Genomic DNA, 21,144 nt, shown 5'->3' on the forward strand with positions numbered 1-21,144 from the left:
CTTGCTTATGGAGACTCTGCCTTAACCGCGGCCGTGTGGCTCATCCCAGTCAAACGCTGGACCCAGCGAAATCACGCCGTTCGGGTTGATGGTCTTATGGCTGCAATAGTAGTGATGACGAATATGCGGCAGGTTAACCGTCTCGGCGATACCGGACATCTGATAGATATCGCGCAGGAAACCGCTCAGATTAATGAAATCACCAATGCGATGACGATCGCATTTGAAATGGGTCACATAGACGGGATCAAAACGGACCAGCGTGGTCCACAGCCGTAAATCTGCTTCGGTCAACTCATCGCCGGTCAGGTAACGGTGCTGACCGAGGATCTGCTCCAGCCGCGACAGCGAATGAAACAGTGCGGTAACCGCTTCATCATAAGCCGACTGTGAAGTGGCGAAGCCCGCCTTATAGACGCCGTTATTCACCGTATCGTAAATCCAGCCGTTCAGCTCATCGATTTTCTCGCGCAGGGCAACCGGATAGTAATCTCCGGCACGGGCGCCCACCGCATCAAACGCGCTGTTAAACATCCGGATGATATCGGCGGATTCATTGCTGACAATGGTGTTCTGCTGCTTGTCCCACAACACCGGCACCGTCACACGACCGCTGTAGTGCGGATCGGCGTGCAGATAGAGCTGATAGAGAAACTCGTTCTGATACAGCTTATCGCCGGTCGCTGCCTCAAAGTCATCATCAAAGGTCCAGCCGTTTTCCAGCATCAGTGGATGGACCACGGACACATCAATCATGCTATCCAGCCCTTTCAGCTGACGCATCAGCAGAGTGCGATGCGCCCACGGGCAGGCCAGCGACACATAGAGATGATAGCGGTCACGCTCGGCGGTAAATCCCGCTTTCCCGTCAGGGCCGGCGCTGCCATCGGTGGTGACCCAGTTGCGCCATGCTGATGCCGAACGCTTAAATCGTCCACCAGTAGATTTAGTGTCGTACCAGGTGTCATGCCAGACACCCTCAATTAACTGTCCCATATCGCCTCCAATGCAAACAGGGCGAGGTTGTCTCCTCGCCCTGTTAAGTATATGTGTGAATACGCGTTACGGCAGATTAGCGTGCAATCGCAGCCTGTGGCTTTCTTTTGCTCAACAGACGGTCGATGCTGTACGCGCCAGGACCCACCAGGCCTAATACCAGGAAGCCGCCCGCAATAGAGAGGTTCTTCATGAACATCAGCTGGTTCACGCCTTCGGCAAAGTTACTGTGGAACAGAAACGCGGTCAGGATGGTGAAACCGGCAGTAAACAGCGCGGTGAAACGGGTCAGGAAACCGAACAGAATCGCCAGGCCGCCGCCAAATTCCAGCAGGATAACCAGTGGCAGCATGAAGCCAGGCACGCCCATCGCTTCCATGTACTGCTGGGTTGCCGCATAACCGGAAATCTTGCCCCAGCCAGCGGTAATGAACAGGATTGGCATCAGGATGCGAGCCAGCAGCAGACCAGTATCTTCGAATTTTTTCATCATTTACTCCAGCGCTATCAGTTTTGCAGGGCAGGCTGCCCGCAGGATTTATTCCCGTTGAAAGCTGTGTTGCCATTCATTGGGTTGATAGCTGGGGATGATAGTCGCGGCGCGCAAAGGTTGTAAGTGAGATATACTGTCGGTGTTTTTCAGAATTTCTGATGAAGAGAAGCCGGCCTGTTCAGGACCGGCTTTAAGCAGGATTAACGCGGCGGTAAAGCGGACTTGATCATGCGCCAGGTGCTCCAGGCACCAAATCCGCGTTTTGCCCAGCGTAACAGCATGTTGGGACTGCGAATCGAGTAGATCGCCAGCGCGCTGCTGCCAATCGCCAGATAGCGCCGTAAACTGAGAAACGTGAACCAGCCGCGATCGTAATGGGCGGTCCCTTCCAGCCAGTCACGGCGCGCGGCGCTTAAATCAAGCCGCTGCTGCTGCACATGCTTGAGCAGTTCCTGGATGCGTTCTTCACGCTCGCGGCGGCTCATTAACGCTGATCCTCAAGTAAGCTGCGGTCAGTATCCAGCTCCTTGCGCGTGTGGCGCAACAGCGTGGACTGACGCGATTTACGTAGCGTCCAGAGCCCGAAGATAATCGCCAGCAAGAACAGGGTTCCTGTGGTGATGCCAATGGCCATCAGTCGATACTGCGCATCTACTGCCCAGATGATCAACACCATCAGACTCATCAGACCAAAAGCGGTGAACAGCATCGTCAGGCCGACCATCAACAGCAGCTGTATCAGGTTAGCTTTCTCTTCTTCCAGTTCCACCACTGCCAGACGAACGCGCGTCTCAACCATACCCACCAGCGTGGTCACAATACGCTGGCCGATGTTTATGACCCCTTTAGCCGGGCCGTGGTTATGCTGTGAATCTGCCATAGTTAACGACGCGAAATGAAGATGCCCAGTGCGACGCCAATCGCTGCACCGATACCGACACCATGCCATGGATTTTCACGCACATAGCCTTCGGCTTTTTGCGCGGCTTCGCGGGTGGTGGCAGCGATGCGCTCGCTGGATTCACCTAAGCGCTCGCGGGAGCTGTCCAGCGCCACACGCGCTTTGTTACGCAGTTTATCCAGCTCGCCTTTGGATTTCTCAGTGCTGCTGCTCAGCACCTCTTCCAGTGTGTCAGCAAGGTTTTTCAGTTCAGCACGCAAATGTTCCGACGATGTGTCTTTAGACATGAAATACTCCTTTAACATCAGTAGGTTAATTCCGGTTAATAGGGCTCCGCCTGTAACTTCTTCAGCTCCCGGCGCGCGTCATCCAGTTTTTGTTCTCGCTTAGCAATCTTATCCTTGTCATGGCCCTCATCACGCTCTTCCCTGAGTTCGTGTTCGCGCTCAGCCACTTTCTGTTTCTGAGCGTTTATTCTTTCCAGATGCGACGCTTCCAGCTTTTTGTCGGTGCAGTCAGCGCGGACTTCAGTCAGGGCTCGCTCCAGGCCGTTAACGCGGCGCTGATTGTTATGTTTCTGCGCCACCTCAATTTCACGCTGGATATCCTGTTCTTTCTGCTGACACAGCGACTCTGCCGCCAGCAAAGATCCTGACAGCGACAGCAGCGCTATTCCCAGTAATAGATCATATTTCATCAGGCTTGGTACCTTCCGTTGTTACCTGACCCGTCACCACGCAGCCTGTTCGCTTACGGCGCGTGTTGAGAATCAACTCTCGGTTAAGCATAGACATCAGCGGTAAAAAGTTCAAAGAACACCGGGAGATAGAGTTCACCTCAGACCAGAGCCGTGTAGGTGTGGTCTGAGGTGAGAACAGCGAGGAAGGAAAGATCAGGCCAGCGACAGGCGTTGAGACTGGTCGTGCTGCGCCACAATAAAGCCCTGAGGCAACAGACGACGCAGCACTTTTTGCGCCGCCAGACTCTGTTCTTCACTGTCGAAATGAATAATCAGCGCATCGCCAGCCGGGGTAATGCTTTTAATACGAATCCCCTGGGCGCTGAGCTGTTGATAAAGGTAGAAGCCGTCGGGCAGGGTCGCGCCAGCATGGGAAACGCGAATCTGCACCACCGTTTCATGTCGCATCAGGGTTGGCGCCACACCAATCGCAATCAGCGCAAAACGCCCGCGATCAACCAGGGTAACCACCGTTTTGGAATAGCCTGTAGCAATTTCATTACTCAGCTTTCCCGTTTTGATCCGCCTGTCGTTTACGCCACAACACCACCAGCGATCCCACCAGGCCAAACACCAGCAGCGCCAGCGGCAGCATCATCAGGAAGAACATCAGTTCATCCTCATAACGGCGGAAAATCGGCGTTTTGCCCAGGGCAAAGCCCATCACGGTTAAAATAACGACCCAGAGGAAGGCGCTGACCCAGTTGAAAAACTGAAAGCGAGCATTGCTCAGACCGGATAATCCGGCGATGGTTGGCAGCAGGGTACGTACAAAGGCGATAAAGCGGCCAATCAGCAGGGCAGATAACCCGTGCCGGTGAAACAGGCTGTGGGCGCGAAGATGGTACTGGGCGGGGAGGTGCGACAACCATTTTTGCACCGTAGGCGTATTACCCAGCCAGCGACCCTGAATATAGCTCACCCAGCATCCCAGGCTGGCGCCGGTGGTCAGCACCAGAATGGTTAACGGAAAACTCATGGTACCTTTGGCAATCAGTACGCCGACCAGAATCAGCAGACTGTCACCCGGTAAAAACGCGGCGGGCAGCAGGCCATTCTCCAGAAACAGAATCATGAACAGCACGCCGTAAATGGCCCATACCAGCGCGGGGTCGGAAAGCGTTTCGTAGTCCTGTTGCCACAAGGCATGCAGCAACGCTTGCAAAATATCCATCAATCTTTCCTGAACATCATTGTTAAACATGTCCCACCGGGACTTGAGCACAGACTGGCAGTTAGTTGTAAATTTTAGGCGCGCAGCCTGGGCAGGATTTTCCGGATCCTTCCAGAATTGATCGTTAAATCAGCGACTTTATAAACCCCTGTCGCAAAGGGTAAGAAAAGGGCGATAACTGTAACAAAAATCACCTGTCCGAGACAGGAAAACTCGTCGGCGAACAGGAGTTTTACCTTGTGAAACGGCGTGTAAAAAGGAGCTTTACATGACCTGACACTATTGCAGATTAACTGACCATGTTGGGCGCTTTTTAATCACGGTTAGCGGGCGTTATTTGACCCGTCTGGCAGGACGACCGGGTTTTCACCAAACATGTAACGGTCTACGTTAAATTCGAAGTCATCCGCCGTGGCATTGAACAGCATCTGTTTAGTATTTTCCAGATGTTGCCACATCGCCAGTTTACTGGCGGCCGGATCTTTACGCATCAGGGCTTTAAGAATTTGATCGTGGTCGTCGCACCAGCTGAGAATGCTGCGCTGATCGATGTGCTCGTGGAGTTTGAGCCAGTAAGGATTGTGCAGGCGATGCAGCCACATTTTTTCAACAATGGCGGCTAACGCACTGTTCTGGGTTGATCGGGCAATACGAACGTGGAACTGCATATCCCATTCAGAATCGCGAAAATGATCTTCCTGACGGGCTTTTTCCTGAATCGCCATGAGGTCAATAATGTCCTGACGCGTTACCTGCGTGGCAGCGAACTCAGCCACGTTACTTTCAATTAACTGGCGTGCCTGCAGTAACTCGAACGGGCCGAAGGTGGCGAACTCCAGCTGGCTGCTGGTCGGCGCAATGCGGTTCTGCTGCTGGCTGGCCATCACGTGAATGCCTGAGCCTTTGCGTACTTCAACATACCCTTCGACTTCCAGCATGATGATCGCTTCACGGACCACGGTGCGGCTCACTTCCATCTCTTCAGCAATCAGGCGCTCGGCCGGCAATTTCTCGCCTATCGGGTAGATTCCGGCTTCAATGCGGCGTTTCAGCTCGCTGGCCAGCTGTTGATAAAGTCGACGGGATTCAGTGAGGTCCATAGCACAGTCCAGGTAGCAAACAGAGAGTTGTTATACCACTTTGTGACGGGCGAGGAAATGGGCTGGCTTGTGCCAGCCCGGAAGACTAACTGCGGGCCACAGCGGCCTGCGGTGCGGTTACCTCAGGCGTAAGCTCTGAAATCGGTTTGTTTTTCAACACGGTCCAGATCACTACGGCACCCAACAGGTCAAATACCGCCAGCGCGGCAAACAGCGGGCTGAAGCCCAGCGTATCGGCCAGGGCACCGACCACCAGCGCAAACATGGTACTGGCCGTCCATGCCGCCATGCCGGTTAAGCCGTTGGCGGTGGCGACTTCGTTGCGGCCAAACACGTCAGAGGAGAGGGTAATCAGCGCACCCGAGAGCGCCTGATGAGCAAAACCGCCGACGCACAGCAGGGCGATAGCCACGTACGGGCTGGTAAACAGGCCGATAGTGCCGGGTGCAATCATCAACACCGCGCCCATCGTCACCACCAGTTTGCGCGACACGATCAGGTTGACGCCGAACCAGCGCTGAAACAGCGGTGGCAGATATCCGCCAATAATGCAGCCAAAGTCGGCAAACAGCATCGGCATCCAGGCAAACAGCGCAATCTCTTTCAGATTGAAACCGTAGACTTTGAACATGAAGAGCGGGATCCAGGCATTGAAGGTTCCCCAGGCCGGTTCCGCCAGAAAACGTGGCAGCGCTATGCCCCAGAACTGGCGGTTACGCACGATCTCCATCGCCGACATTTTGCGGGTGTTGCCGGTCTGATGCTGCGCTTCCTGGCCGGAAATGATGTAGTCGCGCTCCTCATCGCTGAGTTTAGTCTGCTGTTTCGGGTGCTTGTAAAACACCAGCCAGCATAACGCCCACGCCATACTCAGCACGCCGGTGATGATAAACGCCATCTGCCAGCTGTGCGCCACGATTGCCCAGACCACCAGCGGCGGTGCCAGCATCGCGCCGATTGACGATCCCACATTAAAATATCCGACCGCGACCGAGCGCTCTTTGGCCGGGAACCATTCGCTGCTGGCTTTCAGCCCTGCCGGGATCATCGCCGCTTCCGCCGCACCGACCGCACCGCGTGCCAGCGCAAAACCGCCCCAGCTACCGGCCATTGCGGTAGCGGCGCAGAAGATGGCCCACAACACGGCAAACACCGCATACCCGACTTTGGTGCCCAGCAGATCAAGTACGTAGCCTGCCACCGGCTGCATCAGCGTATAGCAGGCCGAATAAGCCGCCACGATGTAGGAGTACTGCTGTGTGGTGATATGCAGTTCAGTTTGTAGCGTGGGGGCCGCCACCGCGATAGTGTTACGGGTCAGGTACCCTAACACCGTGCCGAGAGTTACCAGTCCAATCATGTACCAGCGTAACCCTTTGATTTTACGCATCCTCTACCTCTTCCAGTTCTGTATGCGGTCATGCCGCTGTTGTTATCTGGAGCGGGACAACTCGTGATGCAGTTCTGCTCACGCCCGCAGGTCCTGTCTGAGCGACCGTTTTCTGACCTTGCCGTTTGTGAGTCAAAACACCCTCACGATGGAGCGAGAGCCTAACTTGTTATACAACTTTAAAAGTTGAGAGCCATCACAAAAACCCTTTCTGCGCTGTGGGATACTGGAAACCTGCGAAATGACAGCCGTTTAGCACGCTACAGGCGACAAAAGTGTCCATAACCGTCGACAGAGAACGCCGTTTATGTGAGCAGGATCGCAAATAAATCCGCAGCGGGCTTAAATTGGTATGATAACTTTGGGCCATTAGCGGTTCAGTTGATGAGGATGTTGCTATGTCGCGTTTTATGACCGAGGATTTTTTGCTGGATAACGAGTTCGCCCGTCGTCTCTATCACGACTATGCGAAGGATCAGCCGATTTTCGACTATCACTGCCACCTGCCGCCGCAGCAGATTGCCGAAAATTATCGCTTCGCTAACCTTTACGACATCTGGCTGAAAGGCGACCACTACAAATGGCGGGCGATGCGCGCCAACGGCGTACCGGAGGCGCTCTGTACCGGCGACGCCAGCGATCGTGAAAAATTTGACGCCTGGGCGCGTACCGTTCCCCATACCATTGGCAACCCCCTCTATCACTGGACCCATCTGGAATTGCGCCGGCCTTTCGGCATCACCGATACGCTGCTCTCGGAAAAAACTGCGGATAACATCTGGCATCGCTGCAACGAACTGCTGGCACAGGACAGCTTTACCACGCGCGGTATCATGCAGCAGATGAAGGTGAAGATGGTCGGCACCACCGACGATCCACTGGACGATCTGCGTCATCACCACGCACTGGCGCAGGACAGCAGCTTTACGGTCAAAGTGCTGCCGAGCTGGCGGCCGGACAAAGCGTTCAATATTGAAGCGGAAACCTTCCTGCCGTGGATTGAGACGCTGGAGCAGCTGACTGACATCAGCGTGCAGCGTTTTGACGATCTGCGTAGCGCACTTAATCAGCGGCTGGATCACTTTGCGGCGCACGGCTGTAAAGTCTCCGATCACGCGCTGGACGTGGTCTGTTATGCCGAGGCGGATGACGCCACGCTGGACGCCATTCTGGCTCGCCGCCGCAGCGGTGCTGCACCCAATCCGCACGAGACCGCCCAGTTCAAAACCGCCGTGCTGGTGTGGCTGGGCAGTGAATATGCCCGTCGCGGCTGGGTGCAGCAGTATCACATTGGCGCGTTACGCAACACCAACCCGCGTCAGTATCAACTGTTAGGGCCGGATGTCGGCTTCGACTCGATCAACGATCAGCCGCTGGCTGAACCGCTGGCGCGTCTGCTGGGGGCGCAGAACCTCAACAACGCGCTGCCAAAAACCATCCTCTATTGCCTGAACCCGCGCGACAACGAAGTGCTGGCGACCATGGCAGGCAACTTCCAGGGTGAAGGTCAGGCCGGCAAGATGCAGTTCGGTTCAGCCTGGTGGTTCAACGACCAGCTGGATGGTATGCAGCGCCAGATGACCCAGCTGGCGCAGATCGGTTTACTGAGCCGTTTTGTCGGGATGCTGACCGACAGCCGCAGCTTCCTCTCCTACACCCGTCACGAATATTTCCGTCGTTTGCTGTGCCAGATGATCGGTCGCTGGGTAGAGCAGGGCGAAGCGCCAGCGGATGAGGCATTGTTAGGCGAGATGGTGCAAAACATCTGCTTTAACAATGCCCGCGATTACTTCGGCATTGAGCTGGGAGCCTGAGAATGAAAAGGCTAAACCGTCACGACTTTCCGGGTGCGGTCTATCGCGACCGGGTGATCCAGTTCGGCGAAGGGAACTTTCTGCGCGCCTTTATAGACTGGCAGATTGACTGGCTTAACGAACATCAGGCACCGATGCCGGGATCGTGGTGGTGCGGCCGCGTAACCGTGAGGTCAGCGACAGCCTGAATCAGCAGGATGGTCTCTACACCACGCTGATTCGCGGCCTGAACGACCAGGGCGAGTCGGTGAGCGAAACCCGGCTGATTCGGAGTCTGAACCGCGAGATCCAGCCATATCAGCAGTTCGGGGATTTTATGGCGCTGGCGCACAACCCCGATCTGCGCATGGTGTTTTCCAATACCACCGAGGCGGGTATCGCCTTTGTTGGCACGGATCAACTCACCGACCAGCCTGCCAGCAGTTTCCCAGGCAAACTGACGCAGCTGCTGTGGGCGCGCTATTCCCACTTCGGGGGCGCCAGTGACAAGGGCTGGCTGGTGGTGCCGTGCGAGCTGATTGACCATAACGGCGACACGCTGCGTGAGATGGTGCTGCGCTATGCCGATCACTGGCATCTGCCGTCAGAATTTAAAACCTGGATTCATCAGCACTGTGCTTTCTACAACACGCTGGTCGACCGCATCGTCACCGGCTTCCCGGCCGAAAGCGCAGAGATTGAGGCGGAACTGGGTTACGAAGATCGTTATCTGGTGGCGGGTGAAGTCTACTACCAGTTTGTAATTCAGGGGCCGTCGGCGCTGTTTACCGAGCTGAAGCTGAACGCGCTGGCACCGCAGGTGCGCCATGTCGATGACATTGCGCCCTATAAAGCGCAGAAAGTGGCGATCCTCAACGGCGCGCACACCGCGATGGTACCGGTGGCGTTTCTCGCCGGGCTGGAGAGCGTCGGTGAGGCGATGGACGATCCGGCGGTTGCCGGTTTCGTGGAGGGGCTGCTGCGTGACGAAGTGATCCCGACGCTCGACCTGCCCACGAGCGAGCTACACGCTTTTGCTGATGCAGTGCAGCGTCGGTTCCGCAATCCGTTTATTCGCCATGCGCTGTTGTCGATTGCGCTGAATGGCATGACAAAATTCCGCACCCGGCTGCTGACGCCGTTGCTGGCAGCGCATCAGCAAAACGGCGAATGGCCAACCCGCATGACCTTCGCGCTGGCAGCGCTGATCGCTTTTTATCGCGGCGAATCGGCAGAAAAAAGCTGGCCGCTGCAGGATGATGCACACTGGCTGCAGCGCTACGCCGAAGGGTGGACGGCGTTGCAGGCGGATCAGATTACACCGGAGCAACTGGTGCAGAGCGTACTAAGCGATGCGCAACACTGGGGCGAAGATTTAACCCAGCGACCCGGACTGGTGGCTGTGGTGACCCGACACCTGCAAAATATCATCGCCCACGGAATGCGTGAGGCGCTGAGTCAACTGAGATAACGCTATGCAAGACGCAATTAAAATACATTCCCGCGACAACGTCGCCGTGGCGTTGCGTGACTTAGACGCTGGCGCCAGCATCGAGGTCTCTGCGCTCTCCGTGGCGCTGCAACAGGCGGTCGGGCGTGGGCATAAGTTTGCCCTGCAGCCGATCGCTCAGGGCGAGCTGGTGATCAAATATGGTTTACCGATCGCCCATGCAACCCAGCCGATCGTGGCGGGTGAGCTGATCCATTCACAGAATGCCCGAACCAACCTCAGCGATCTGGATCAGTATCAGTATCTGCCAGACTTCGTGACCATTCCGCCACAGCCGGGCGATCGCGAAGTGCAGATCTATCGTCGCGCGAACGGCGAGGTCGGTATCCGCAATGAGTTGTGGATCCTGCCGACTGTCGGTTGCGTCAATGGCATTGCCCGTCAGATCCTGCAGCGTTTCCTGAAAGAGACGCAGCAGGCGGAAGATATTGATGGTGCCTTCCTGTTCAGCCACACGTTCGGCTGTTCTCAGCTGGGCCAGGATCATGAAAATACCCGTACCATGCTGCAAAACATGGTGCGGCACCCGAACGCGGGCGCGGTGCTGGTGATTGGGCTCGGCTGCGAGAACAATCAGGTTGATGCGTTTCGCGACACACTTGGGGTGTTTGAAAGCGACCGGGTTGAATTCATGGTCTGCCAGCAGCATGACGACGAAGTGGAAGCCGGGGTGGAGCGCCTGCATGCGCTGTATGAAAAAATGCGCCATGACCAGCGTGAGCCAGGCAAACTCAGCGAGCTGAAATTCGGTCTGGAGTGTGGCGGCTCAGATGGTTTTTCGGGAATTACCGCCAATCCGTTGCTGGGACGCTTCTCTGATCAGATGATCGCCAACGGCGGCACCACCGTGCTGACTGAAGTGCCGGAGATGTTTGGCGCGGAACGCATTCTGATGAGCCGCTGCCGCGACGAGGCGATCTTCGGTAAAACGGTAGCGATGATCAACGACTTCAAGCAGTACTTTATCGATCATCAGCAGCCGATCTATGAAAATCCGTCACCGGGTAATAAAGCGGGCGGCATCACCACGCTGGAAGAGAAGTCACTCGGCTGCACCCAGAAAACGGGGCAGAGCCAGGTGGTGGATGTGCTGAAGTATGGTGAACGGCTGAAAACGCCGGGCCTCAATCTGCTGAGCGCGCCAGGCAACGATGCGGTGGCCACCAGTGCGCTGGCGGGTGCCGGCTGTCATATGGTGCTGTTCAGCACCGGGCGCGGCACGCCCTATGGCGGGTTTGTCCCGACAGTGAAGCTGGCAACCAACACGCCGCTGGCTGAGAAAAAACCGCACTGGATCGATTTTGATGCCGGACGACTGATTGTTGGCATGAGCATGGATCAGATGCTGGAAGATTTCGTGGATACCATTGTAGCGATTGCCAATGGTCAGCTCACCAACAACGAAAAGAACGACTTCCGCGAGCTGGCGATCTTCAAAAGTGGGGTAACGCTGTAAAAAAGCGATCTGATAAAGTGCGGGTTGCTTGAGATCGCGGATAAAGTCCGGCTCAGTGGCGGTGAGACTGAGCTGGCGAAGGGAACACGGTCAGATCGGAAAGTCGCAAAGGCCGTCATCCATGACACGCTCGGCCCGCGCCATCCATGGCGCGGGACGCTTTCCTCCTCTGCCCGTGTTCCCTACGCGTTGAGTTATTCGTTGCGGCTGGGCTAACCCTGATATTGGCGTGCTAGCAGTCTGAAGCGACCCGTAGTGATACTTGCGGGTCGCCTTTTTATTTTTACTGAATCAGGCCCGGCTGGTTTCGCGTTCGGCTTCCGCCTGACAGACCGCGGCAGTAAACATAATATCGGTAGAGGAGTTAAGGGCGGTTTCCGCCGAATCCTGCAATACACCGATAATAAAGCCGACCGCCACCACCTGCATCGCCAGATCGTTGGGGATACCAAACATATTACAGGCCACCGGGATCAGCAGCAGTGAACCGCCTGCTACACCCGACGCGCCACAGGCACACAACGAAGCGACCAGGCTGAGCAGAATCGCGGTCGGGACATCAATGCTGATGCCCAGCGTATGTACTGCCGCCAGCGTCAATACCGTTATGGTTATCGATGCGCCCGCCATACTGATGGTTGCGCCCAGCGGAATGGAGACCGAATAGGTATCTTAATCCAGTCCCAGACGTTTCGCCAGCGCCATATTCACCGGAATATTGGCGGCTGAACTGCGGGTAAAGAAAGCGGTAACGCCACTTTCACGCAGGCAGGTAAACACCAGCGGATAAGGGTTGCGACGAATTTTGCTGAACACCAGCAGCGGATTGACCACCAGCGCCATCAGCAGCATGCAGCCGATTAACAGCGTCAGAAGATGAGCGTATTGCCACAATGCGCCAAAGCCGGTTGAGGCGAGAATCGAGGCCACCAGACCAAAAATACCCACCGGCGCGCAGCGGATAACGCACCGTACCAGCCAGGTCACCGCATGAGACGCATCATTAAGTAAGGTGCGGGTGGTGTCACTGCTGTGACGAAACGCCAGTCCAAGACCCACCGCCCACACCAGAATGCCGATGTAGTTAGCGTTCATCAGTGCAGTGATCGGATTGGCTACCATGCTCATCAGCAGGCCACGAAGCACTTCAGTGATGCCGGAAGGCGGTGTGATTTCGGTGCTACCCGCCGCCAGAGTCAGCGTCTGCGGCACCAGATGGCTGAATACCACCGCCACCACGGCAGCGAAAAAAGTGCTCAGCAGATAGAGCACAATAATCGGCCGGATATTGCTTTTCTGACCCTGCTGGTGGTTGGCGATTGAGGCGATCACCAGCATCAGGACCAGCAGCGGTGCCACCGCTTTCAGCGCACTGACAAACAGTTCGCCCAGCAGCCCAACGGCCAGCGCCGCATCGCGAGAAATCCAGGCGAGCGCCACACCGGCGATCAGCCCAACCATGATTTGCTTCACCAGGCTGCCTGTAAATAGCGCGCCCAGACGTGAGGAGAGAGTTTTCTGCATAGTATTTTCTATATTTTGTCGCGGATGTAGTTTTAGCGGCGATGTTATGCATCAGCTAAAGCGGTTTGCCCGGCGGAGTATAAGGAAAAGAACGAATGAGAAAAGAGATAATTCTGCCAGTGTGGTGGATGTCGGGTTTTTATTATGCTGGATAGAGGAAGTGTGACAGAGGTATGAAATGTCGCTGCTGGTGGCGGCAAAATAAAAAAGGGGCATCCGCTGCCCCTGTAGGTAATTATGGTGCGATCTTGTTCTGGTCTCTTTTGCGGTTAACCCAGGCATTAATCATCAGGGTTGACGCCAGAATCAGGCCGACGACGCTCAGAGAGATACCGACCGGAATATGGTAGATATCGACAATCAGCATCTTAATACCGATGAACACCAGCACGATGGCCAGGCCATATTTCAGCATCGAGAAGCGCTCTGCCACGTTGGCAAGCAGGAAGTACATGGCACGCAAACCGAGAATCGCGAACAGGTTTGAGGTCAGCACGATAAACGGGTCAGTGGTCACGGCGAAGATAGCGGGGATACTGTCGACGGCGAAGATGACATCGCTCAGTTCCACCATAATCAGCACCAGCAGCAGCGGTGTCGCAAACAGCACACCATTTTTGCGGGTGAAGAATTTCTCGCCATCGAGCGCGTCAGTCATGCGTAAGTGCTTACGCAACCAGCGCACCACCGGCTTGTCGCCCACCGCGTGATCGTCCTCTTTCGCCAGTGCCATTTTAATACCGGTAAACAGCAGGAATGCGCCGAAGACGTAGAGGATCCAGCTAAACTGCGTCACCAGCCAGCTGCCGGCGAAGATCATGATGGTACGCAGCACGATGGCGCCTAATACCCCGTAGATCAATACGCGACGTTGCAGGTTCGCCGGAATCGAGAAGTAGCTGAACAGCATTAACCAGACAAAGACGTTATCCACTGCCAGCGCTTTTTCCAGCACATAGCCGGTGAGGAAGGCGAGGGTCTGGGTGTTAGCGACTTCGCGTCCGGCACTGCCTTCCAGATACCACCAGAACGCGGCGCTGAACAACAGTGAAACTGACACCCAGATCAGCGACCAGACGGCGGCCTGTTTGAAAGTCATGGTTTGCGCGCCGCGGCGTCCCTGCAACAGCATGTCGATGGCCAGCATAATCAGCACCACAACCGCAAAGCTGCCCCAGAGTAGTGGCGTACCCACAGTTTGCATATTCGTATCCTGTCTGAAAAATAAAAAAACGGCTGAAGTCAGAAGACGTCAGCCGCTTATTTTACTGTAAGCAAACCTCGCCTTCCGGCAAGGTCTCACTTACAACTCAGAACAGATTCCGGGTTGCCTGATGACCGGATGCTTTCGCAACGTAGTGACGATCAATCAGCTTACAAGTTACTCCCCTTTGCAGAGGCGTAAGTTACGGCTTAGCCGGTCAGGAATCAATCATTGTCGTTAATATTTAGAAATATTTACACTGCCTGCTGATCGGCTGGGAATTCCACGCCGGTCTGGCGGCGAATCTCAGTCAGCAGCGCGGCGGTAATGCGTGAAACCTCCAGTGCCGGATGGTCCACCTGTTGCTGCTCAATCAGCCGGAAAAAAGTCTCAGCTTCATACAGCATGGTATTGATATGCTGCGGCTGGCTCAGCGCCTGTTTTTCTGCGCCGCGCGGAATAAAGGTCAGTTTCTGACACTCGGAGAGTTTCTCGATCACCAGTGCACCCGCTTCGCCCTGAATTTCACTCGGCAGTGAAGAATCACTTACCTTGGAGTGCAGGATGGTCACGTCAAAATCGCCGTAGCTCAGCAGCACCACGCCGTGTGCGTCAACGCCGCTCTCCAGCAGCGTGGCCGTGGCCTGTACCCGCTGCGGTTCGCCCCACAGCGCCACCGCCGACGCCAGGCAGTAATAGCCGATATCCATAATCGAGCCGTTGGACCAGCGTGGATCAAAGGTGTTGGGATTCTCGCCGTTGAGATAGCGCGGGTAACGTGAGGAGTACTGACAGTAGCTCAGCAAGGCTTTACGCAACTTACCCACTTCAGGCAGCGCCTGTTGCAGCCGGATAAAGTTAGGCAGGCTGGCGGTTTTAAAGGCTTCAAACAGCACCACCTGATGCTGGCGGGCGCAGGCGATCATCGCTTCCGCCTCACGCAGATTCGAGGCCAGCGGTTTCTCACAAATCACATGTTTGCCGTGCGACATAAACAGCAGCGCCTGCTGGCAATGCAGGGCATTGGGACTGGCAAGATAGACCGCATCAATCTGCGGGCTGGCGGCCAGCGCCTCCAGCGAGGTAAAGGTCTGCTCACAGCGATAATCGTGGCTGAACGCCTCCGCCTGCTGCTGACTGCGCGAATAGACCGCACAGAGTTTCATTGCTCCGGTTTCATGAGCGGCATCAATAAACTGGCGTGTAATCCAATTTGTTCCCACAATGGCAAAACGAATCACGTCATCTCTCCGGCAGAAGTAAAGCGGCAGAGTAACATCTCTCTGGCCGGGTGCAATGGGGCCGGGCGAGCAGGAGTGGATCCTGCGATCCACATTCCAGTAATAAGGTGACGCGATGATTTTCAGGTACAAAACAGGGAGCGCAGGTGAAAGCAAGTAAGCACGCATTAAACTGGACCACCTTACTGATCGCCATCCCGGTCGGGTGCGCGGCATCGCTGGTGACGCTGGCTTTTCGTGGCGTAATTGAGCTTATTAATCATCTGCTGTTCGCCAGTGGAGGCGAAATCACCGAATCGGTTCACGTCTGGCCGTGGATCTTCTGGCCGCTGCTGGTGGGCGGCGGCGGGGTGCTGGCGGGTTATTTTCTGCGCTACGCTGTCGCCATTGAGCAGCAACAGACGGTGAAGACCGACTACCTGGAGGTGATAAATGCCCGTCTCGACGCGGTTCCGACCAAAACCTCGCTTTTTCGCGCCTTATCCTCGATTGCCAGTATTGGCAGCGGCGCGTCAATAGGGAAAGAGGGGCCGATGGTGCAGCTGTCAGCACTGTGCGGCAGCGCGATTGGCCGGGTGCTACCGGCATCGCTTAACCTGAAAAACAGTGACGTCGTGGCGATGGCGGCGGCGGCGGGTCTGTCGTCGGTGTATCACGCGCCGCTGGCGTCAGCAATTTTGTAGCGGAAATCGCCTTCGGCATTTCCGCGCTGCAGCGGCTGATACCGCTGATTATCGCCTCGGCCGTGGCGGTGATGACCATGTGGTCGCTGGGCTTTCGCAGTGCGCTTTATCCGCTGGCGGAGGCCAGCTTCCGGATGGACCTCAGCAGCCTGATGATGACAGTGGTGATTGGTCTGGTTGCCGGCCTGGCCGGCTGGCTGCTGATCAAGCTGATTGCCCGCAGCAAGCGGCTGTTCAGCCGGGTAACCTCATTGCCGCTGCGGCTCGGGGCGGGCGGCTTTGCGGTCGGTTTACTGGCGCTGATCTCAACCGATATTCTCGGTAACGGTTATGAAGTGATCGTCAAAGTGATGGCGGGCCACTATCTGCTGCCAGGCCTGCTGCTGTTACTGTTGCTGAAGACGCTCGCCACCAGCCTGTCGGTCGGGTCGAATGCGGTCGGCGGCCTGTTTACCCCTTCATTGCTGATTGGCGCACTGCTGGGGGTGATTATCGCCAGCGGTGGGGCAGCGCTGCATTTGCCGTCTGGCAATGTGCTGCTCTATGCTGCGATTGGCATGGCAGCGGTGCTGGCCGCCGTCAGCCAGGCGCCGTTAATGGCGATGCTGATGGTGCTGGAGATGACGCTCAACAGCAGTCTGCTGTTCCCGCTGATGATCGCCTCGGTGCTGGCATCGATGGTGGTCTACCGGCTGCAATCGACCAGTACCTATCCGGTGGTGAGCCATCACTTCAACCGCTCCGAAGCCAAATACGATTTCGATAATATGCGCATCGCAGAGCTGATCATCGCCGGCGCAGCGTTGCAGCCCCACGAATCGGTCGGCCAGGCGCTGGCGGTCAGCTCGCTGAAGCGGGAACGCTACGTCTATGTGATCAATGAAGGGGGGCGTTTCTGGGCGTGGTATCGATTCATGAGATTTCACGGCGGGTACTGGCGCAGGAGATCACCCTCGACTCACCGGTACAGTGCGTGATGGATGATGAGTTTCCGGTGATTTACCAGAACCAGAGTATGCGCGAAGGCTGGGAGGCATTTGCGGCGGTGACGCTGGAGCGGTTGCCGGTGCTGAACAATCCGCAGGAACGGCGCTTTCTCGGGGCGCTGACTAAAACCAGCCTGATTCAGAAAGCGCAGGAGTTTCTTTAAGCGGCGTTGCCGCGCATCGCCTGATCGGTCATCCAGAGGCGGGCGTCAAATTCGAGCTGGTGGTAATCGGGCTCCATGTGGCAGCAGAGCTGGTAGAACGCTTTATCGTGATCCTTCTCTTTCAGGTGCGCCAGCTCATGCACCACGATCATCCGCAGAAACGGTTCCGGCGCGAGGCGGAAAAAGGTCGATATACGGATTTCGGCCTTGGCCTTCAGGTTGCCGCCCTGCACCCGCGAGATGGCGGTATGCAAACCCAGCGCATGCTTCATCACCTTGATCCTGTTATCCCAGATCACTTTACTGATCGGCGGGGCGTTGCGCATATAGCGGTTTTTCAGCGCCAGGGTGTAGTCATACAGCGCTTTATCACTCATCACATCGTGGGTGTCAGGATAACGCTGCTGCAGAAATGCGCCTAAACGCTGATGGGTGATCAACGTCTCAACCTGCTCAAGAATAGGGGCAGGATAACCCTGAAGGTAGATCAGTGAGGACATTAGGGATTCCCGGCGAAAGACAGTATACTGCGCCCCCTTTTTGGGGCGACAATCCATCAAAGTGTACCACGCCGGAGAATTCATGAGCCAACTTGAACTGAACGATCGCACACTTATCCTGCATCGTTTCCCGCAGATGCGTGACGAAAGTCCATTACAAGCCTGGGATGCGGCTGATGAATATCTGTTGCAGCAGACGCTGCCCGAAGGCCCGGTGCTGGTGATGAACGACAGCTTTGGCGCGTTAACCTGCGCGCTGAATCCGCGCACCGTCTGGCACGTCAGCGACTCCTGGCTGAGCCAGCAGGCGACGCGGCAGAACCTGGCGTTAAACGCGCTGGACGATGGTGAAGTCCATTTTCTCGATAGCCTGGCTGCGCTGCCCGCGGCCCCGGCCGCAGTGCTGATCAAGGTGCCGAAAACACTGGCGCTGCTGGAGCACCAGCTGCGCGCCATTCGTCAGGTCGCGACGCCAGAGACGGTGATCCTGGCCGCGGCGCGGGCCAAAGAGATCCATAATTCGACGCTGCAGCTGTTTGAGCAAATCATCGGGGAAACCCGCACCTCGCTGGCGTGGAAAAAAGCGCGGCTGATTTACAGCCAGTTCACCCGTCCGGCGTTGCGTGACGCCGAACCGACGCTGGTCTGGCCGCTGGATGGTACCCCTTATCTGATTCACAACTACGCCAACGTATTTTCACGGTCGTCGCTGGATATTGGCGCGCGGCTGTTTGTGCAGCATCTGCCGGAAAATATTGAGGGTGAAATTGTCGATCTCGGTTGTGGTAACGGCGTGGTAGGCTGATGGCGCTGGAGCAGAACCCGCAGGCCGAAGTGCATTTCCTTGATGAATCTTATATGGCGGTCGCCTCCAGCCAGCGCAACGTTGAAGTGAACCGGCCTGAAGACCTGGCCCGCTGTCAGTTCCGCGTCAATAACGTGCTGAGCGGTTATCCTTCCGATCGGCTGCACGCGGTGCTGTGCAATCCGCCATTCCATCAGCAGCATGCCGTCACCGATCATCTGGCGTGGCAGATGTTCCGTGATGCCAAACGCTGTCTGCAATATGGCGGCGAGTTGCGCATTGTCGGCAACCGCCACCTCGATTATCACCACAAACTGAAAAAGCTGTTTGGCAACTGCACGCTGATCGCCTCGAACCAGAAGTTCGTGGTGTTGCGTGCGGTGAAGATGCGCTAATCAGATACTGAGCGCCAGCTGCGTCGCCTGCGCAATGGCGCGGCGCGCATCCAGTTCCTGCGCCACATCCGCACCGCCAATCAGTGTGACTTTCTGACCCCTTTCCCGCAGCGCGGCTTCCAGTTCGCGCTGCGGTTCCTGTCCGGCGCAGATAATGACGTTATCAACCGCTAACAGCAGAGTTTGCCCCTCGCGTTTCAGATGCAGCCCGGCATCATCAATCGCCAGATACTCCACGCCACCCCACATCTGCACGCCGCGCGCCTGCAGGCTGGTACGATGGATCCAGCCGGTGGTTTTTGCCAGCCCGGCACCGGGCTTACCGGCCCGGCGCTGCAATAGCCAGAGTTGCCGGGTGGCGGCAGGCGGCTGCGGCGTTATCAGGCCGCCACGCTGGCTCAGACTGCGATCGATGCCCCATTCACGATAGAAGGCGGCCAGTTCATCCTGATGCGGCGGCTGCGACAGATATTCTGCGGTGTCAAAACCGATTCCGCCCGCGCCAATAATCGCCACCCGTTGCCCTACCGGGCGCTTATCGCGCAGCACCTCAAGGTAGCTCAGCACGCAGGGATGATCGATGCCGGGAATGGCCGGGGTGCGCGGCTGAATGCCGGTCGCCAGGATCACTTCATCGGCATCGCTGAGCTGATCGGCCCCGACACGATGACCAGTGACGACCTGCACGCCCGCCGCCGCCAGCTGATGACGAAAGTAGCGCAGCGTTTCGCTGAATTCTGCTTTACCGGGGATCTGCCTGGCAATATTGAACTGGCCGCCAATGTCGGGCGCGGCATCGTAAAGCGTCACCTGATGTCCGCGCTGCGCCGCCTGCAGGGCAAACGCCATCCCGGCCGGTCCGGCCCCGACCACTGCCAGCCGGCGCGGTGCGGTGGTGTCGACCACCGGCATCAGCGACTCATGACAGGCGCGGGGATTGACCAGGCACGAGGTGATCTTGCCGGCAAAGGCCTGGTCGAGGCAGGCCTGATTACAGGCAATGCAGGTATTGATGCTGTTATCGTCGCCGCGCTGCGCTTTACTGACAAAGGCGGCATCGGCCAGAAACGGGCGCGCCATTGACACCATATCGGCGCAGCCTGACTGCAATAGCTGCTCGGCGACGGCGGGGTGGTTAATGCGGTTGGTGGCGATGACGGGCACCTTTACCTGCTCGCGCAGACGCTGCGTTACCCAGGCAAACGCCGCCCGCGGCACGCAGGTGGCGATGGTCGGGATGCGCGCCTCATGCCAGCCAATGCCGGTATTGAACAGCGTGACACCGCACTGCTCCAGCTCGCCCGCCAGCTGCAAGGTCTCGTCCAGCGTGCTGCCTTCTTTGATCAAGTCCAGCATCGACAGGCGGAAAATAATGATAAACGCCTCGCCGGTAGCGGCACGGACCGCGCGGGTGATCGCCAGCGCGAACTGCATACGCTGACTGAAATCGCCACCCCAGCGGTCGCTGCGTTGATTAGTCTGCTTCACCAGAAACTGATTAATCAGATAGCCTTCCGATCCCATGATTTCTACACCGTCGTAGCCGGCATGCTGAGCCAGCCGGGCGCAGCGGGCAAAATCAGCAATGGTCTGTTCGATGTCGGCATCGCTCATCGCCTGCGGAGTAAAGGGATTAATCGGGGCCTGGCGGGCCGAGGGCGCCACCAGATCCGGCTGATAGCTGTAGCGGCCGGTGTGCAGGATCTGCAAAGCAATTTTGCCCTGATGCTGATGCACCGCGGCGGTAATCTGCCGGTGCCAGTCACACTGAGTCTCGTCGGTGAGCATGGCGCCGTGGGCGGTGGTCACGCCTTGTGGATTCGGGGCGATGCCGCCGGTCACGATCAGCGCCACGCCTTCACGCGCCCGCTCGGCATAGAATGCAGCCAGCCGGGCAGCACCCTCCGGATGTTCCTCCAGTCCGGTGTGCATCGACCCCATCAGAAAGCGGTTTTTAAGCTGGGTAAAGCCAAGGTCCAGTGGTGAAAATAGCGCGGGATAGTGTGGATTGAGCTGGGTCATAATCACTCACGTCGAAGTGGTCGGATGAGTTAACTTTAGCGGCTTCTGCGTTAAAAAAAAGTGAAAGG

General features: G+C 56.8%; 15 protein-coding genes and 5 pseudogenes. 5 read left to right on the forward strand and 15 right to left on the reverse strand.

Annotation, left to right across the window (positions count from 1 at the left end; genetic code table 11):
- Window positions 1-21: 21 nt before the first annotated feature.
- The 10 genes and pseudogenes from HA41_RS10260 to HA41_RS10305 form a co-directional block, all read right to left on the reverse strand.
- Window positions 22-996 (reverse strand): glutathione S-transferase family protein, encoded by a 975-nt coding sequence (locus HA41_RS10260; RefSeq protein WP_094120707.1) that lies wholly within the window; start codon window positions 994-996, stop codon window positions 22-24.
- Window positions 997-1,072: 76 nt separating this feature from the next.
- Complete coding sequence (locus tag HA41_RS10265; RefSeq protein ID WP_094120708.1) at window positions 1,073-1,486, reverse strand: DoxX family protein; 414 nt, start codon at window positions 1,484-1,486, stop codon at window positions 1,073-1,075.
- A 203-nt stretch (window positions 1,487-1,689) separates the two neighbouring features.
- Entirely contained in the window at window positions 1,690-1,974 is a 285-nt protein-coding gene (locus HA41_RS10270) for a YqjK-like family protein (protein ID WP_094120709.1), read from the reverse strand.
- Window positions 1,974-2,369 (reverse strand): phage holin family protein, encoded by a 396-nt coding sequence (locus HA41_RS10275; RefSeq protein ID WP_094120710.1) that lies wholly within the window; start codon window positions 2,367-2,369, stop codon window positions 1,974-1,976. The genes HA41_RS10270 and HA41_RS10275 overlap by 1 nt, the downstream gene beginning before the upstream one ends.
- A 2-nt stretch (window positions 2,370-2,371) precedes the next feature.
- A complete protein-coding gene (locus tag HA41_RS10280) occupies window positions 2,372-2,677 on the reverse strand; it encodes an ElaB/YgaM/YqjD family protein (RefSeq protein ID WP_094120711.1) in 306 nt (101 codons plus the stop codon).
- A 35-nt stretch (window positions 2,678-2,712) separates the two neighbouring features.
- Window positions 2,713-3,087: a DUF1090 domain-containing protein gene (locus HA41_RS10285; protein WP_094120712.1), complete on the reverse strand. Its 375-nt coding sequence runs from the start codon at window positions 3,085-3,087 to the stop codon at window positions 2,713-2,715.
- A gap of 195 nt (window positions 3,088-3,282) precedes the next feature.
- A pseudogene (mzrA, locus tag HA41_RS10290) lies at window positions 3,283-3,629 on the reverse strand (EnvZ/OmpR regulon moderator MzrA).
- Window positions 3,629-4,303, reverse strand: a complete 675-nt coding sequence (locus HA41_RS10295; protein ID WP_094120713.1) for a DedA family protein — start codon at window positions 4,301-4,303, stop codon at window positions 3,629-3,631. Before HA41_RS10295 ends, mzrA begins: the two are co-directional and overlap by 1 nt.
- A 323-nt stretch (window positions 4,304-4,626) precedes the next feature.
- Window positions 4,627-5,403 carry a transcriptional regulator ExuR gene (exuR, locus tag HA41_RS10300; RefSeq protein ID WP_094120714.1) on the reverse strand — a complete coding sequence of 259 codons (777 nt, stop codon included), beginning with the start codon at window positions 5,401-5,403 and terminating at the stop codon, window positions 4,627-4,629.
- 85 nt (window positions 5,404-5,488) lie between these two features.
- Window positions 5,489-6,793 (reverse strand): MFS transporter, encoded by a 1,305-nt coding sequence (locus HA41_RS10305; protein WP_094120715.1) that lies wholly within the window; start codon window positions 6,791-6,793, stop codon window positions 5,489-5,491.
- Between the two features lie 398 nt (window positions 6,794-7,191).
- On the opposite strand from HA41_RS10305, the gene uxaC reads away from it, so the two are divergent.
- The 3 genes and pseudogenes from uxaC to HA41_RS10320 all read left to right on the forward strand — a co-directional run bounded on the left by uxaC (window position 7,192) and on the right by HA41_RS10320 (window position 11,552).
- Window positions 7,192-8,607, forward strand: a complete 1,416-nt coding sequence (uxaC, locus tag HA41_RS10310) for a glucuronate isomerase (RefSeq protein WP_094120716.1) — start codon at window positions 7,192-7,194, stop codon at window positions 8,605-8,607.
- Window positions 8,608-8,609: 2 nt separating this feature from the next.
- Window positions 8,610-10,057 (forward strand): annotated as a pseudogene (locus tag HA41_RS10315) (tagaturonate reductase).
- Between the two features lie 4 nt (window positions 10,058-10,061).
- Window positions 10,062-11,552, forward strand: a complete 1,491-nt coding sequence (locus tag HA41_RS10320; RefSeq protein ID WP_094120717.1) for a UxaA family hydrolase — start codon at window positions 10,062-10,064, stop codon at window positions 11,550-11,552.
- Between the two features lie 291 nt (window positions 11,553-11,843).
- Here HA41_RS10320 and sstT read toward each other — a convergent pair.
- The 3 genes and pseudogenes from sstT to HA41_RS10335 form a co-directional block, all read right to left on the reverse strand.
- Window positions 11,844-13,076, reverse strand: a pseudogene (gene sstT, locus HA41_RS10325) (serine/threonine transporter SstT).
- 235 nt (window positions 13,077-13,311) lie between these two features.
- The gene (locus HA41_RS10330) at window positions 13,312-14,280 is read right to left on the reverse strand and encodes a TerC family protein (protein WP_094120718.1); all 969 of its coding nucleotides are present in this window, start codon (window positions 14,278-14,280) and stop codon (window positions 13,312-13,314) included.
- A 254-nt stretch (window positions 14,281-14,534) separates the two neighbouring features.
- Entirely contained in the window at window positions 14,535-15,521 is a 987-nt protein-coding gene (locus tag HA41_RS10335) for a Gfo/Idh/MocA family protein (protein ID WP_094120719.1), read from the reverse strand.
- A 146-nt stretch (window positions 15,522-15,667) separates the two neighbouring features.
- Between HA41_RS10335 and HA41_RS10340 the strand changes: the two are divergent.
- A pseudogene (locus tag HA41_RS10340) lies at window positions 15,668-17,354 on the forward strand (chloride channel protein).
- On the opposite strand, the gene HA41_RS10345 reads toward HA41_RS10340, so the two are convergent.
- Entirely contained in the window at window positions 17,351-17,854 is a 504-nt protein-coding gene (locus HA41_RS10345) for a M48 family metallopeptidase (RefSeq protein WP_094120720.1), read from the reverse strand. The pseudogene HA41_RS10340 and the gene HA41_RS10345 sit on opposite strands and share 4 nt — an antisense overlap.
- 82 nt (window positions 17,855-17,936) lie before the next feature.
- Between HA41_RS10345 and rlmG the strand changes: the two are divergent.
- A pseudogene (rlmG, locus tag HA41_RS10350) lies at window positions 17,937-19,054 on the forward strand (23S rRNA (guanine(1835)-N(2))-methyltransferase RlmG).
- Here the strand turns inward: rlmG and HA41_RS10355 are convergent.
- A complete protein-coding gene (locus HA41_RS10355; RefSeq protein WP_094120721.1) occupies window positions 19,055-21,076 on the reverse strand; it encodes an NADPH-dependent 2,4-dienoyl-CoA reductase in 2,022 nt (673 codons plus the stop codon). It lies immediately after the preceding pseudogene.
- Window positions 21,077-21,144 lie beyond the last annotated feature (68 nt).

It is taken from the genome of Pantoea conspicua (genome assembly GCF_002095315.1).
Lineage (GTDB): Bacteria > Pseudomonadota > Gammaproteobacteria > Enterobacterales > Enterobacteriaceae > Pantoea > Pantoea conspicua.